The following is a 14,991-nucleotide window of genomic DNA, read 5'->3' as shown; positions in this document are numbered from 1 at the left end:
ATAAAAATAAAATGCTACTAAAAATTCTATATTTTTAGTAGCATTTTATTTTTATATAGAAAGTTTTTTTATATCACTCAAATAGTAAGAGTGAACTATTCCTTTAACAATAGATTTACTCATATCCATTATTAAAGAAAGGCGTATAGTTCTATTAGAAAAAATTTCGGTAGCGCTACTTGAATCAACAATGCCTATAATAGAAGCATTACCTACATCAGGAAGAGTTTTTCCAACACCCTTTCCAGGATGTATAGCATAATCTCTTACATGAATTTCACCTATTGAATTAATATCTCCTAGACAAGCATCTATGCCTATTATTAAAGAATTAGGATGATTTTTATTAATCTCAACTAATTTTTTATCTATATTTAATGCGTGGATAGGTGAAGATAAAGTTCCGTAAATTGGTAAGGGTATTAGAGTTTCTTTTAGTAATGTACCTACTAGTGGTCCAAGAGAATCTCCTATACATTTATCAGTTCCTATACAGACTATTACAGTATTGTCTTTTATATAGTCTCTCAAGAAGTAAGCTATTTCGTAATAGGCCATATTTTCTTTATAATTTACTTTAACTTTATTCAAAAAAACCATCCTTTCTACTTGATGTATAAACGGTACTTTATTATATATGCAAGCAAAAAGAACCTTATTATATATAATAAAAAATTATAATATCAAAAGTATAAAAATGATAAATAATGGCAATAAAGGTTAATAGTAGAGAGGTGATAAAATGAATAAAAAAATTTTAACGATATTAGTTATATTAGCAACAATTATAAGTGTAGTCTTTATCTTATACCCAAGTAATCCTAAAAAAACAACGGAACAAAGCGTACAAGTTAAAAATAATACATCTAAGAAACAAGTTGCAGATAAAGCAAATAATGAAAATAATACTAGTGTAAAAAATGATAAATTAGAAACGGAAAAGAAAGCAGACGACAAAGGTAAGGCTGAAAATAGTGACCCATTAATTAAAGTTGAGGGTAATGAGTATGAAGATTCATATATAGATAATTCTAAAAATAATTATAATAAACCTGATAAAAAAGAAGAAGAGGCTTTGACTGCAAGTATGATTTTTAAGGTTGATAAAAATACAATAGAGAAGAAAATTTCTGTATCTAACAAAGCAAAATTGCTTTATTATGCAAGTAAATTATCTAATTTTGATTATGCACAAATCAAAGATATATTAGATAATGGAGATGAAGTGGATGGAGCTAAAGATATAGTTAAAATATTAAAAAATAGATTAAAAGCAAGTGATTATGAAGAAGTTAAAAAAATTCTCAGCCCTTATATAGATATAGAAAAAATAGAAAATCATATTAGTGTATAGGTTTAAAAGAAAGTTTGAAAAAATCAAATAATAGACTAATAAGGAGAAAAATATAGAAAATAGGAGTTTAAGTGTAATAATATCTGTAAATGAGGTATTTTAAGAGTTGAAACTTATTACTTATCCCCTTATACTAATCATTGTCGGTTCTGTGAAAGAATCAATATAAATCCGCTGGCATGGCTCAACGGTAGAGCAGCTGACTTGTAATCAGCAGGTTGTAGGTTCGATTCCTATTGCCAGCTCCACAAAAACATGGAGGAGTTCCCGAGTGGCCAAAGGGGGCAGACTGTAAATCTGTTACGTTTCGTTTCGATGGTTCGAATCCGTCCTCCTCCACCATTTTTTAAAAATAAGGGCGCATAGCTCAGCTGGGAGAGCACCTGCCTTACAAGCAGGGGGTCACAGGTTCGATCCCTGTTGTGCCCACCAATAGTTATAATATTAAATTATAACCAAGCAAGTTTAATTAATAGGCATTAAAAGTGAATATGTGCTGGCATGGCTCAACGGTAGAGCAGCTGACTTGTAATCAGCAGGTTGTAGGTTCGATTCCTATTGCCAGCTCCATAAAACATGGAGGAGTTCCCGAGTGGCCAAAGGGGGCAGACTGTAAATCTGTTACGTTTCGTTTCGATGGTTCGAATCCGTCCTCCTCCACCATTTTTTAAAAATAAGGGCGCATAGCTCAGCTGGGAGAGCACCTGCCTTACAAGCAGGGGGTCACAGGTTCGATCCCTGTTGTGCCCACCAATAGTTATAATATTAAATTATAACCAAGCAAGTTTAATTAATAGGCATTAAAAGTGAATATGTGCTGGCATGGCTCAACGGTAGAGCAGCTGACTTGTAATCAGCAGGTTGTAGGTTCGATTCCTATTGCCAGCTCCATAAAACATGGAGGAGTTCCCGAGTGGCCAAAGGGGGCAGACTGTAAATCTGTTACGTTTCGTTTCGATGGTTCGAATCCGTCCTCCTCCACCAATAAAAGTAGATTATTCTACTTTTTTATTTTTTTTATTTATTACAAATTTTTATTGAAATATTAATCTAATAATGATATAATTATTCACGAAATGAATAATGATAACTCTTATCAAGAGAGGTGGAGGGATAGGGCCCTACGAAACCCGGCAACCTGTGTTATGCACAAAGGTGCCAATTCCTGCAGTGAAAAATCTGCGAGATAAGAGAGAGAATTAATTTATCAAGTCTCTTCTTATCGGAGGGCTTTATTTTTTTGCAATAATATATCGGAGGGAGAAATAAAATGAAAAGATTATTTACATCTGAATCAGTTACAGAAGGACATCCAGATAAAATCTGTGATCAAATATCAGATTCAGTTTTAGATGCTATATTTGAACAAGATCCAAATGCTAGAGTAGCATGTGAGACAGCAGTTACAACTGGGATGGTAATGGTAATGGGGGAAATATCAACTAAATGTTATGTGGATATTCCTAAGGTGGTTAGACAAACTATTAGAGAAATAGGTTACGATAGAGCAAAATATGGATTTGACTGTGATACTTGTGCAGTATTAACTACTATAGACGAGCAATCATCAGATATAGCTCAAGGAGTAGATGAGGCTTTAGAATCTAGAGAAGGCGAAATGGATAAAATAGATGCAGTTGGAGCTGGAGATCAAGGAATGATGTTTGGTTTTGCAACTAATGAAACTCCAGAATTAATGCCAGCACCTATAGCTATGGCGCATAGACTTTCAAGAAGATTATCTGAAGTAAGAAAAAATGGAACTTTAGAGTATTTAAGACCAGATGGAAAAACTCAAGTTACAGTAGAATATGATGATAATAAAGTAAAAAGAATTGATGCTATAGTAGTGTCAACTCAACATGGACCAGAGGTATCACAAGAACAAATAAAAAGTGATATTTTAGAACATGTAATAAAGGCTGTTATACCAGCTGAATTATTAGATGAAAATACTAAATATTATATAAATCCAACTGGAAGATTTGTTATAGGTGGACCACAAGGAGACGCTGGGTTAACTGGTAGAAAAATAATTGTTGATACCTATGGCGGATACGGTAGACATGGTGGCGGAGCTTTCTCAGGAAAAGATCCAACTAAGGTAGATAGAAGTGCAGCTTATGCAGCTAGATGGGTTGCAAAAAACCTTGTAGCAGCTGGTGTTGCTGATAAATTAGAGATAGAAGTAGCTTATGCTATAGGAGTTGCTAAACCAGTGTCAATAGAAGTAGATACATTTGGGACTGCTAAAATAGGTGATGATAAAATAATCGATATAATAAATAAGGTATTTGATTTAAGACCGGGAGCTATTATAAGAGATTTAGATTTAAGAAGACCTATATATAAGAGGACAGCAGCTTATGGACATTTTGGAAGAACAGATGTAGAACTTCCTTGGGAACAACTAACAAGGGTTGAAGAAATAAAAAAATTAATATAGTATATTAAAAAAAGTGGTTATAAAATGATTGTAAGTTATCATTTTATAAACCACTTTTTCTTCTAATTATTGGAATAAACTATTTTTCCGCCAATTATTGAATATTTAATTTCAATATTATCATCAAATAAAACTAAATCAGCATCATACCCTTCTTTTATTATACCTTTTTTGTCATCAACCTTACAATGTTTTGCAGGATTGTAAGTAGCCATCTTAATAACTTCGTGTAATGGATAGTTAGTATTTTTATATACATTTTTAATAGCATTATCAAGTGTTAAGATAGAACCAGCAAGAGCTCCATTTTCTAACCTTGCAGCACCATTTTTAACTATTACAGGCTGCCCACCCAAAGAATAAGAGCCTTCAGGCATACAACAGGCTTCCATTGCGTCAGATACTAATAAAACCTTATCAGTTGTCTTTATTTTATATGCGGTTCTTAAAGAAGGATAAGATATATGAATTCCATCAGAAATAGTTTCTGTAGTTATATTAGAATCAAAAATAGCTCCAACAGTTCCAGCTTCTCTATGTTGAAATGGAGTCATAGCATTAAAAAGATGCGTGGAGTGTGATACACCATGTTTTATGCCTTCCATTGCCTCCTCATAAGTCGCTTTAGTATGTCCTAATGAAACTCTAACACCTTTATTGTCTAAGTAAGAAATTAATTCTAATGCCCCTTCTACTTCTGGAGCTATAGTTATAGAAGTTACTGCATTCTCATATTCACCTACCATATCATGATAAGTTTCCTTAGATGGTTTTTGAAGGAAATTAGGGTTTTGTGCACCAATTGCTTGTAGACTAATAAAAGGGCCTTCTAAATGAGCACCTAATACATTGGCTCCTTCAGTACCTATTTCCTTAGCCTTTGATATAGCTTCCATAGACTTATATATATCTTTAATAGCAACAGTCATTGTTGTTGGCGTAAATGAAGTTGTACCGTGTTTAACTATGTTTTTTGAGATTTCATTTAAGGATTCATAAGTTCCATTCATAGTATCGTAACCGCCAGCACCATGTATATGAACATCTATAAAACCAGGAGATAAGTATAAACCTGTACCATCAATTATCTTATCATCTAATTCGTAAGAATCAGGGTTAATGCTCTTGATTTTACCGTCATTTATTAATATATCTCCTTTTTCAACTTTATCTAAAAATATAATATTAACATTTTTAATTAACATTTTTGTTATCGCCTCCTAAATTAAGAATAACTTCAAAGAGTATTTCAGTCAATAAACTAAACAATGAAATATAAATATAAATTTATGGTATAATCATAATATATGCCTTTTAAGGTTAAGAATACTTAAGGAGCAAGATTAGATGGAAGAAATAAGTGGAATAATAGAAAGTATAGTATTTCATAATGAAGAAAATGGATATATGGTTGCAAAGCTTTCTAATGGAGAAAAGTCATTTACAGCTGTTGGAGTAGTTCCTTTTATAAAAGAAGGCATACACTTAAAGATAAAAGGTGAATGGGTATTGCATCCTAGCTTCGGGAGACAAATTAAAATAGAAGAGTGTGAAGAGATTATACCAAATACACTAGAAGGAATAGAGAAGTATCTAGCTTCTGGAGTTATATATGGGATTGGACCTATTACTGCTAAAAAAATTATAGATAAGTTTAAAGAGAACACTTTAGATATATTAGACAAAGATATTAATAAGTTAAGAGAAATTGAAGGCATTGGAGAAAAAAAATTTTTACTTATAAAGGAATCCTATGAGGAACAAAAAGAGTTAAAAAACATAATAATATTTTTTCAAACTCATGGAGTAACAACTAACCAATGTATAAAAATATATAAAAGATTTGGAACAGATTCAATAAATATTGTAAAAGAAAATCCATATATTTTATGTGAGGAAATTACAGGAATAGGATTTAAAACTGCAGATAAAATTGCTAGAAGTATAGGTATAGAAAAGGATTCCCCTTATAGGATTGAAAGTGGAATAAAATATGTAATAAATCAATTTTGTGCAAATGGAAATACATATATGCCAGTTGAGATTCTTATAAAAGAGGGAATAGAGGTTTTAACTGTATCGAAACAAGTTATAGAAGAAAATTTATATAATGCATGTAGAGAACAAAAATTAATTTTGGAGAAGGTTAATGAGGATAATGGTGTTTTTACACTACCTTATTATTATTGTGAAATAGGAATAACAAAGAGAATATTAACTTTATCAGTAGCAAATTTTCAAAAATTTAATACTGATATAGAGTATGAAATATCTATGTTTGAAAATAAAAATGATATAAAGTTTGCAGCATCACAAAAAAAAGCTATCTTAGGAGCTTTTAATAATGGTATAGAAATAATTACTGGAGGACCAGGAACAGGAAAAACAACAATCATTAAATGTATAATAAATATATTTGAGAAATCAGGAAATAGAGTTATTTTAGCGGCACCTACAGGAAGAGCAGCTAAGAGGATGAGTGAATCTACAGGAAAAGAAGCAAAAACTATTCATAGATTATTAGAAATGGGAGTTACTGATAGTGAGGAAAAAAGTATATTCGGAAAAGATGAAGGAAGCCCATTAGAAGCTGATGTAGTAATCATAGATGAGGCTTCTATGATAGATGTTATGCTTATGAACTCCTTACTAAAAGCTATTAGAGTAGGAACTAGAGTAATATTAGTTGGAGATGTAGACCAGCTCCCATCAGTAGGACCTGGAAATGTATTAAAAGATTTAATAGAAAGTGGTTTTACGGAAGTAATAAGATTAAAAGAAATATTTAGACAAGGAAAAGAAAGCCTTATAGTCGTAAATGCTCATAAGATAAATGAAGGAACTATGCCTATTTTAAATGAGCGAGATAAGGACTTTTTTTTCATAAAAGAGGATAACCTAGATTATATAATGACAACACTTATAGACTTAATTAATAACAGGCTTCCAAAGTTTAATGCTAGTTGGGATAAGATGAAACATCTTCAAATACTAACACCTATGAAAAAAGGGAATTTAGGAGTAACTAACTTAAATTATAGACTTCAAGAAATTTTGAATCCACCCAGTGACAATAAAAGAGAAAAGAAAATAAGAGACAATATATTTAGAGTTGGGGATAAAGTTATGCAAACTAAAAATAACTATACTCTAAAATGGAAAAGGGTAGCTGGACACGGAGAACCAGAAGGTGTGGGAGTATTTAATGGAGACATGGGATTTATAGAGTCTATAAATGAAGAAGAGAAGATCTTTACTATTATTTTCGATGAGGAAAGAAAAGTAATTTATGATTTTATTTATTTAGATGAGTTGGATTTAGCTTATGCTATTACAATACATAAAAGTCAGGGAAGTGAATTTCCAGTTATAATTACTCCTGCATATATGGGATCACCTATGCTTATGAACAGAAATTTATTGTATACGGGTATTACTAGAGCAAAACAGTTAGTAGTAGTAGTAGGTTCTATTAAAGCATTAAAATTTATGATAGAAAATACACGATCTACAGAAAGATATTCGTCATTAAAATTCAGAATAAAGGATATAATTTCAAGTGATGCGTTTAATTAGTGAGGGTTGATGATTATGGAGAATATAAATGAATTAAGGTATGCAGAAAATAAATTAAAGTTATGGTATAACAGAGAAATGGGGAAAATTATAAATGTTTTATCTGTTCCATATAATAGCTCTATAGTATTTGGAAAATTAATAAGTGATTTACTACAGTCTAATAAGAAGGTAGTATATGTTACTAATGATTATGAAGAGAATAAGGAACTGATTAAATATATTAAAGGGTATCAACGAAATATAAAATATTCCTATTTAAAAAATTATAATACCACTTTAGAGCCAGGAGTATTATATTTTATTAATTCAGCTAACTTAAGTGTATTAAAAGATGATGTAGAGTTAATAATTTATGATGATATAACTTCTTTTTCAAATTATTCTAAACTCCAGATAAAAGAGAAGGTTGATAATTTATATAAGTTTGCTCATAAGATAATAGTATACTCTATTGAAGATATATATAGAAATATGGAGAGTATGGAGATCAGCAGTATTAATAAGGTTGGGCCAATAATAGAACCACGAGCAATTACAACAAGAATAAATCTTGAAGAAGATATGCCTTATATATTATATGAATACTTGAAGTGGTTTAAAGAAAGCAAAAGGAAGATAGTATTACATGTTCCTACAGAGGAATGTGGAGATAAAATATATGATTTATATACTAAAAAAATTAAAGTACTATCGGATGTTAAAATTATTAGGTTTAAAGAGCGCGATGAGATTAAGAAAATAGAAAAAATGCTTACTATGAAAAATCAACCAATTATGATAATAACGGAGTATATGGGAGAGAATTTAAATAATATTAATGATATTGATATTATAGTTATAAATGCTGAGAATAGTAGATTTGATTATAAGAAGATAGTATATCTATGTGGAAAGGTAGGTGCTAGAGAGAAGTATTTAGGTGAAGTAATCCTTATTTCTAGAGAAGTTAGCGACGATATGGAAAAAGCTAAGGATATAACTAGATATTTTAATAAATTAGTATGGGAAAGAGGCTTGTTAAAAGTGTAAAGTATCTTTTTGAATGTTTTTTATCAATAGTATACCCAAATAAAGAGGTATGCTTAATATGCGATGAAGAATATGAAGAAGATTATATTTGTGAGAAATGCAAAGATTTATTAATAAGAGTTGAAAAAACTATGCTAGATGAATATAAGGGAGAAAAATTTACAATACATTCTTGTATGCACTACACAAAAGAGTTAAAAAAGCTTATAGTGGATTTTAAAGTTCATAAAAATTTTTTAGCGGGTGAAGTACTTAAAGATATAATTATAGATGGAGTTAAGTTTTGGAACATAACAGGAGACTTAATAACCTATGTTCCTTTAAGTAGAAGTAAAGAAAAGAAGAGAGGATTTAATCAATGTTACTATTTAGCTAAAAAGGTTTCAGAATTTTATTCTATACCTATGAAACCTCTCTTGTATAAAGAAAATAATATTAAAGAACAAAAAAAGCTCTCAAAATCAGAACGTAAAAGTAATGTAGAAAATGCATTTAAAATTATAGAAAGAGATACTGTTAATAATAAAGTAATAATATTAATAGATGATGTAGTAACAACAGGAGCTACAGTTTTAGCATGCGCATATGAATTGAAAAAAATGGGCGCAAAAGAAGTTAATATATTGACAGTTGGACAAAGTCGTATATAATAAAAAGAGTATGAGGCTAGGTTTGTGGTTGAAAGTCGATGCTAGTCGCAGGCAAAACGATCCACGTAAGTTAGGCAAAGTTTTAATGAGCATGGTGCGGTATAGAAGTAAGTCCTGCCAGAGAAAATCTGAGAGTTCCAGTAGTGAGAGGTTAAGTCCGGGTAGCGAAAAATCCAGCAGGCGAGTGTGGGGTCAAAGACCAGGTCAGCTAGTCTCAATACAATGTATCATGCGGTATAACAGTCTTTTAGGACTGTTTTTTTTTGTTTTTTAAATATAAAAATATTAAATATACATTTTGATAATAAATTATAATTAAAAAGCTAATGAAAACATATACATAAAGATGTAATATAGGGAATAACTAAGTATGGAGAAGATTGAAGAAGAAAAACTCTCTTAATATTCTGTAAATTCAGAAAAAACGAGTTGAAATTATGTAGAATAAGCTGTAAAATGTTTATAACAAACAGGTTCTTAACTAATTAATAGTTAAGGGTGGAAGGGGTTGACTTTATGAAAGTAACTGTAATAGCAAAAAATATTGAATTAACAAAGGCCTTGAAGGAAACAGTAGAAAAAAAGATATCAAAGCTTGGAAAATACTTTAACCCAGAAGTAGAGGCAAGGGCAACCTTAAGTGTACAAAAAAATAGACAAATAATAGAAGTTACTATTCCTTTTAATGGAGTTATATTAAGAGGAGAAGAAGCAACAGATGATTTATATAAATCTATAGATTTAGTAGAAGAAAAGTTAGAAAGACAAATAAGAAAACAAAGAACAAAGCTTTCTAGAAGAAATCATGGAGCTGATTCATTAAGATATGCATCATTTAATGAAGTAGCAGCAGAAAATGATGATAATGACGAAGAGTTTAATGTAGTTAAAACTAAAAGATTTAGTGTTAAACCAATGTCAACTGAAGAAGCAATTCTACAAATGGAACTTTTAGGACATAACTTCTTTGTATTCCAAGATTCTGAATCAAACGATATGAATGTTGTATATAAGAGAAAAGACGGACAATATGGTCTGATTGAACCAGAAATGTATTAAAAAGAGCTGAAAAGCTCTTTTTTTATGTCTAAAAATATTTTATTTTTCTTAAAAAAACTATATAGCTATTGATAAGGTTATCAATAATGATATAATTGTAGCATAAACATTTTAGGAGGAAACCAATGGAGAAAATTGCATTAATAACAGATACAACTAGTGATTTGCCTCAAGATATTATAGAAAAGTACAATATAAAAATTCTACCTTTTAGAATTATATATAAAGATCGTGAGTATAAAGATAAATATGAAATTACTCCGAAAGAAGTTTATGATAACTTTGAAAAAGAAATTCCAACATCCTCATTGCCGTTAGCTCAAGATATGGAAGAACTATATGATGCGTTAGAGAAGGAAGGATATACCCATGCTATAGCTATAACACTATCAAGTGGATTATCTGGAATTAGTAATGCCTTGAGACTGGTAAGTGAAAACCATGATAATATTGAATCTTTTGTGTATGATTCTAAGACTATATCTTGGGGCGAAGGAATACTTGTAAAAAAATGTGCAGAACTTATAGAACAAGGAAAAGACTTCAATTATATAAAAAATATATTGTCTGAATTAAGGAAGAAAGTTAAATTATTTTTTGTAGTTGGAACTTTGGAATATTTAAGAAAGGGTGGAAGAATCGGTAGAATATCCGGAACCATAGGAGATTTATTGAATTTAAAGCCAATTGTAGCTGTAGATGATGAAGGAAGATACTTCACTCATAGTAAGGTTAGAGGTAGAAAACAATCCTTAAACAAAATGATTAATATAGTTAAAGAGATTGTTAACGATAAACATCATGATATAATTGTATTAAATGGATGCTCAGATGAGGATTGTAAATATATGATAGATCAATTCGAAAAAATAGATAATGTAAGCTCTGTTAATTATGGTGGAGATATCAGCCCGGTATCAGGAGTTCATAGTGGACCAGGACTTGTAGGGGTTGTTTTAGTAGAAAAAGAATAGAAAATAAGACCTTCTTAATATTAGGAGGTTTTATTTTTTTACCAAAAACCTCTAAAAATACTATACTTGAAGGTTTTTGGTTGATTATTATAATAAATAAGTGATATAATTTATAAAGTGTATCGGTAAATAAAATATAGATTGCGAGGATCGATTAATGGGATTACTAAATAAGTTATTTGGAAATTATAGTGAGAGAGAAGTAAAAAGGATAAGACCTATTGTAGATAAGATAGATTCATTGGAAGCTACTATGGAAGCTTTAAGTGATGATGAACTTAGAGGAAAAACTGATGAATTTAAGGAAAGAGTACAAAATGGGGAATCTTTAGATCATATACTTCCAGAAGCCTTTGCTGTTGTTAGAGAAGCTGCTTCTAGAACACTTGGAATGAAACATTATAGAGAGCAATTAATTGGTGGTATAGTTTTACATCAAGGTAGAATTTCAGAAATGAAAACTGGAGAAGGTAAAACTCTTGTTGCTACACTTCCTGCTTATCTAAATGCTTTATCAGGAAATGGAGTTCATATTGTAACAGTAAATGACTACCTAGCAAAAAGAGATAGAGATTGGATGGGAAAAGTTTACGAATTTTTAGGATTAACTACTGGTGTAATAGTTCATGGATTAAACAATGATCAAAGAAGAACTGCTTATGCAGCTGATATAACTTATGGAACAAATAATGAATATGGATTTGATTACCTAAGAGATAACATGGTAATTTATAAAGAAGAAAGAGTTCAAAGAAAGTTAAACTTTGCCATAGTGGATGAAGTTGACTCAATTTTAATAGATGAGGCTAGAACTCCGCTTATAATTTCTGGAGCAGGGGAAAAGTCTACAGAGTTTTATAAAATAGCAGATTATTTTGTAAAAAGATTAAATAAAGAAGAGCATTTTACAATAGATGAAAAAGCTAATGCAGCAATGCTTACAGAAGCAGGTGTTGAAATGGCTGAAGGTGCTTTCAAAGTTGATAACTATGCAGATGCAGGTAATATTGAACTTCAACATTACATAACTCAAGCTCTTAAAGCTAATTATGTAATGAAAAGAGATAAAGATTACATGGTTAAAGATGGCGAAGTTATAATAGTTGATGAATTTACAGGAAGACTTATGGAAGGAAGAAGATATTCAGATGGTCTTCACCAAGCTATAGAAGCAAAAGAAGGTGTTAAAGTTGAGAGGGAATCAAAAACTCTAGCAACTATTACCTTCCAAAATTACTTTAGAATGTATGACAAATTATCAGGTATGACAGGTACAGCTTTAACAGAAGAATTGGAATTCAGAGAAATATATAACTTAGACGTTATTGTAATACCTACACATATGCCTATAGCAAGACAAGATTTACCAGATGTAGTATATAAAACAGAAAAAGGTAAGTTCTTAGCTGTAGTAGAAGAAATAACAGAAACTTACCAAACAGGTCAACCTGTTCTAGTAGGTACAGTAAGTATAGAAAAGTCAGAAGTTTTATCTGAACTTTTAAAGAGAAAAGGAATTCCTCATAGAGTATTAAATGCGAAATACCATGAGCAAGAAGCTGAAATAGTTTCTCATGCAGGTGAAAGAGGTACAGTAACAATAGCTACTAATATGGCTGGTAGAGGTACTGATATTAAACTTGGAGAAGGTGTTACAGACGTAGGTGGATTAAAGATAATAGGTACTGAAAGACATGAGTCTAGAAGAATAGATAATCAGCTTAGAGGACGTGCAGGAAGACAAGGAGATCCAGGGTCATCAAGATTCTATATTTCATTAGAAGATGACTTAATGAGAATATTTGGTGCAGAAAAAATAACGCCAATGATAGAGAAGTTTGGATTTACTGATGATGAAGCTATTGAGAGTAAAATGGTTTCAAAATCTATTGAAAATGCACAAAAGAAAGTTGAAGGAAATAACTTTGATATAAGAAAAACTTTACTTGGCTATGATGATGTTATGAATATGCAAAGAGAAGTTATCTACAAACAAAGATCAGAAGTTTTAGAAGGTGAAAATCTTAAGGATCAAGTTCAAGATATGTTAAAAGAACTTGTAGATGGATCTGTAGATGCTCACTTAGAAAATGCAACTGATAATATTGATGAAGAAATCAAGAAATTGCTTGCTTATTTAGAAGAAATATTCTTACCACATGGAAGCTTTGAGGTAAATGAGTTAGCTAAACTTTCAAATGATGAAATAAAAGAAGCTATACTTAAAAAAGCTAAAGAAATATATGAGGGCAAAGAACTAGAATTTGGTGAAGAGCAAATCAGAGAAATTGAAAGAGTAGTTCTTCTAAGAGTAGTTGATACTAAGTGGATGGATCATATAGATAGTATGGATCACCTAAAACAAGGTATAGGACTTAGAGCATATAAACAACAAAACCCAACTCAAGCATATCAATTTGAGGGTTCTGCAATGTTTGAAGAAATGATAGAAAACATAAAGGTAGAAACTATAAAGTTATTATTCCATGTTAGAGTTGAAAAGAAACCAGAAAGAGAAAGAGTAATCAAAGAAACTGGAGCATCTCATGGAGAACAGCCAGAAGATCTTAAACAAGAACCAGTAAAAAAAGATAAAAAAGTAGGAAGAAACGATCCTTGCCCATGTGGATCAGGTAAAAAATATAAAAACTGTCATGGAAGAACTTCTATATAATATAAAGCAACATCTAGGAAAAATTCAGCATGTCTGAATTTTTTCCTTTATCAAAAAAAATGAAGAAAGTGGTGATTTTTTTATGATATTAGAGTTGGAAAATTCTATAAGCAGACTAAAGCTAATAAAAGAAAATTTAAAAGAAATGGGGGCTTCACTTTGACCTAGGTGGGTTAAAGAAAAAGCTTGAAGAACTAGAATTTAAAATGCAAGAAACATCTTTTTGGGAGGATATTAATAAGGCAGGAGAAATAACTCAAGAAGCTAAGAGAATAAAAGATAAACTAGATTATTTTAGTTCTTTAAATACGAGAGTTGAAGATGTTGAGATATTATTTGAACTGTTAGAAGAGGATGATGAAGAAACTCCTAAAGAGATAATAGGGGAAGTTAAAGGGATATCTAAGGAAATAGAAAATCTCAAGATTCAAATACTTCTTTCAGGAGAGTATGATAAAAATAATGCTATATTAACTCTTCATACAGGTGTTGGTGGAACGGATGCAAATGATTGGACAGAAATGCTCCTTAGAATGTATACACGTTATTGTGACAAGATGGGATATAAACTTCAAACACTAGAGTACTTAGAAGGTGATGAAGCAGGAATAAAAAGTGTAACTCTAAGAGTTGAAGGAGAATATGCTTACGGATACTTAAAAGCGGAAAAAGGAATTCATAGACTAGTTAGAATATCACCATTTAATGCTAATGGTAAAAGGCAAACTTCATTTTCTTCAGTAGAAATATTACCAGAACTTACAAAAGAGCAAGACATAGAAATAAATCCAGTAGATTTAAAGATTGATACTTATAGAGCTAGTGGTGCAGGTGGACAGCATGTTAATACAACAGACTCGGCAGTAAGAATAACACATATTCCTACAGGTGTAGTGGTACAATGTCAAAATGAACGAAGCCAGATACAAAATAGAGAAACTGCAATGAGTATGCTTAAAGCTAAGTTGGTTGAACTTAAAGAAAGAGCTCATAAAGATAAGATAGAAGACTTAACAGGTGAGCTTAAGGATATGGGATGGGGAAGTCAAATAAGATCCTATGTATTTCATCCTTATTCTATGGTTAAGGATCATAGAACAAACTATGAAACCTCAAATGTAAATGGTGTAATGGATGGAGATATTCAGGAATTCATAAACACATTTTTGGCACAATTAAGCGAAAATTAAATTAATAAATACTTAAAAGGTGTTGAAGGATTTTTA

The 14,991-nt window shown here is 30.8% G+C and carries 11 protein-coding genes, 8 tRNA genes and 1 riboswitch; of the genes, 17 read left to right on the top strand and 2 right to left on the bottom strand.

The window, feature by feature from the left end:
• Window positions 1-51: 51 nt before the first annotated feature.
• Window positions 52-591 carry a spore protease YyaC gene (gene yyaC, locus P8F83_RS14185; protein ID WP_073022500.1) on the bottom strand — a complete coding sequence of 180 codons (540 nt, stop codon included), beginning with the start codon at window positions 589-591 and terminating at the stop codon, window positions 52-54.
• A 151-nt stretch (window positions 592-742) separates the two neighbouring features.
• Here yyaC and P8F83_RS14180 point away from each other — a divergent pair, with 151 nt between their 5' ends.
• The 10 genes from P8F83_RS14180 to metK all read left to right on the top strand — a co-directional run bounded on the left by P8F83_RS14180 (window position 743) and on the right by metK (window position 3,800).
• Window positions 743-1,354 carry a hypothetical protein gene (locus P8F83_RS14180; protein WP_326511658.1) on the top strand — a complete coding sequence of 204 codons (612 nt, stop codon included), beginning with the start codon at window positions 743-745 and terminating at the stop codon, window positions 1,352-1,354.
• Window positions 1,355-1,527: 173 nt separating this feature from the next.
• Window positions 1,528-1,602: transfer RNA gene (locus tag P8F83_RS14175), tRNA-Thr, on the top strand.
• Window positions 1,603-1,611: 9 nt separating this feature from the next.
• Window positions 1,612-1,696, top strand: a tRNA-Tyr gene (locus tag P8F83_RS14170).
• Window positions 1,697-1,710: 14 nt separating this feature from the next.
• A tRNA-Val gene (locus P8F83_RS14165) sits at window positions 1,711-1,786 on the top strand.
• A gap of 63 nt (window positions 1,787-1,849) precedes the next feature.
• Window positions 1,850-1,924, top strand: a tRNA-Thr gene (locus tag P8F83_RS14160).
• 8 nt (window positions 1,925-1,932) lie between these two features.
• A tRNA-Tyr gene (locus P8F83_RS14155) sits at window positions 1,933-2,017 on the top strand.
• 14 nt (window positions 2,018-2,031) lie between these two features.
• Window positions 2,032-2,107: transfer RNA gene (locus tag P8F83_RS14150), tRNA-Val, on the top strand.
• 63 nt (window positions 2,108-2,170) lie between these two features.
• Window positions 2,171-2,245 (top strand) — tRNA-Thr (locus P8F83_RS14145).
• 8 nt (window positions 2,246-2,253) lie between these two features.
• Window positions 2,254-2,338: transfer RNA gene (locus P8F83_RS14140), tRNA-Tyr, on the top strand.
• A gap of 106 nt (window positions 2,339-2,444) precedes the next feature.
• Window positions 2,445-2,547, top strand: a riboswitch (SAM riboswitch).
• Window positions 2,548-2,624: 77 nt separating this feature from the next.
• Complete coding sequence (gene metK, locus P8F83_RS14135; RefSeq protein ID WP_326511657.1) at window positions 2,625-3,800, top strand: methionine adenosyltransferase; 1,176 nt, start codon at window positions 2,625-2,627, stop codon at window positions 3,798-3,800.
• Window positions 3,801-3,862: 62 nt separating this feature from the next.
• Here the strand turns inward: metK and nagA are convergent, their stop codons facing one another.
• On the bottom strand, window positions 3,863-5,005 hold the full coding sequence (gene nagA, locus P8F83_RS14130) for an N-acetylglucosamine-6-phosphate deacetylase (protein WP_326511656.1): 1,143 nt from the start codon (window positions 5,003-5,005) through the stop codon (window positions 3,863-3,865).
• Window positions 5,006-5,147: 142 nt separating this feature from the next.
• Between nagA and recD2 the strand changes: the two genes are divergently transcribed.
• From recD2 to prfB, 7 genes are all read left to right on the top strand, one after another.
• The gene (gene recD2 / locus P8F83_RS14125) at window positions 5,148-7,376 is read left to right on the top strand and encodes an SF1B family DNA helicase RecD2 (RefSeq protein ID WP_326511655.1); all 2,229 of its coding nucleotides are present in this window, start codon (window positions 5,148-5,150) and stop codon (window positions 7,374-7,376) included.
• Between the two features lie 15 nt (window positions 7,377-7,391).
• Window positions 7,392-8,408: a hypothetical protein gene (locus P8F83_RS14120; protein ID WP_315114783.1), complete on the top strand. Its 1,017-nt coding sequence runs from the start codon at window positions 7,392-7,394 to the stop codon at window positions 8,406-8,408.
• A complete protein-coding gene (locus P8F83_RS14115; protein ID WP_326511654.1) occupies window positions 8,381-9,058 on the top strand; it encodes a ComF family protein in 678 nt (225 codons plus the stop codon). The genes P8F83_RS14120 and P8F83_RS14115 overlap by 28 nt, the downstream gene beginning before the upstream one ends.
• Window positions 9,059-9,574: 516 nt before the next feature.
• On the top strand, window positions 9,575-10,117 hold the full coding sequence (gene hpf / locus P8F83_RS14110; RefSeq protein WP_286906447.1) for a ribosome hibernation-promoting factor, HPF/YfiA family: 543 nt from the start codon (window positions 9,575-9,577) through the stop codon (window positions 10,115-10,117).
• A 125-nt stretch (window positions 10,118-10,242) separates the two neighbouring features.
• Window positions 10,243-11,091, top strand: coding sequence for a DegV family protein (locus P8F83_RS14105; protein WP_326511653.1), 849 nt, complete (start codon window positions 10,243-10,245; stop codon window positions 11,089-11,091).
• A gap of 157 nt (window positions 11,092-11,248) precedes the next feature.
• Window positions 11,249-13,765 (top strand): preprotein translocase subunit SecA, encoded by a 2,517-nt coding sequence (gene secA, locus P8F83_RS14100; protein ID WP_326511652.1) that lies wholly within the window; start codon window positions 11,249-11,251, stop codon window positions 13,763-13,765.
• 82 nt (window positions 13,766-13,847) lie between these two features.
• A protein-coding gene (gene prfB / locus P8F83_RS14095) for a peptide chain release factor 2 (RefSeq protein WP_326511651.1) occupies window positions 13,848-14,955 on the top strand; the annotation gives its coding sequence in 2 pieces (ribosomal slippage) (window positions 13,848-13,919 and window positions 13,921-14,955; 1,107 coding nt in all).
• The last annotated feature ends 36 nt before the right edge of the window (window positions 14,956-14,991 follow it).

Origin of the sequence: Clostridium intestinale (genome assembly GCF_035905475.1) — a bacterium.
GTDB lineage: Bacteria > Bacillota > Clostridia > Clostridiales > Clostridiaceae > Clostridium_T > Clostridium_T intestinale.
Note: the sequence above shows the minus strand (reverse complement) of the source record. Positions and strands in the feature narration are given on the sequence as shown.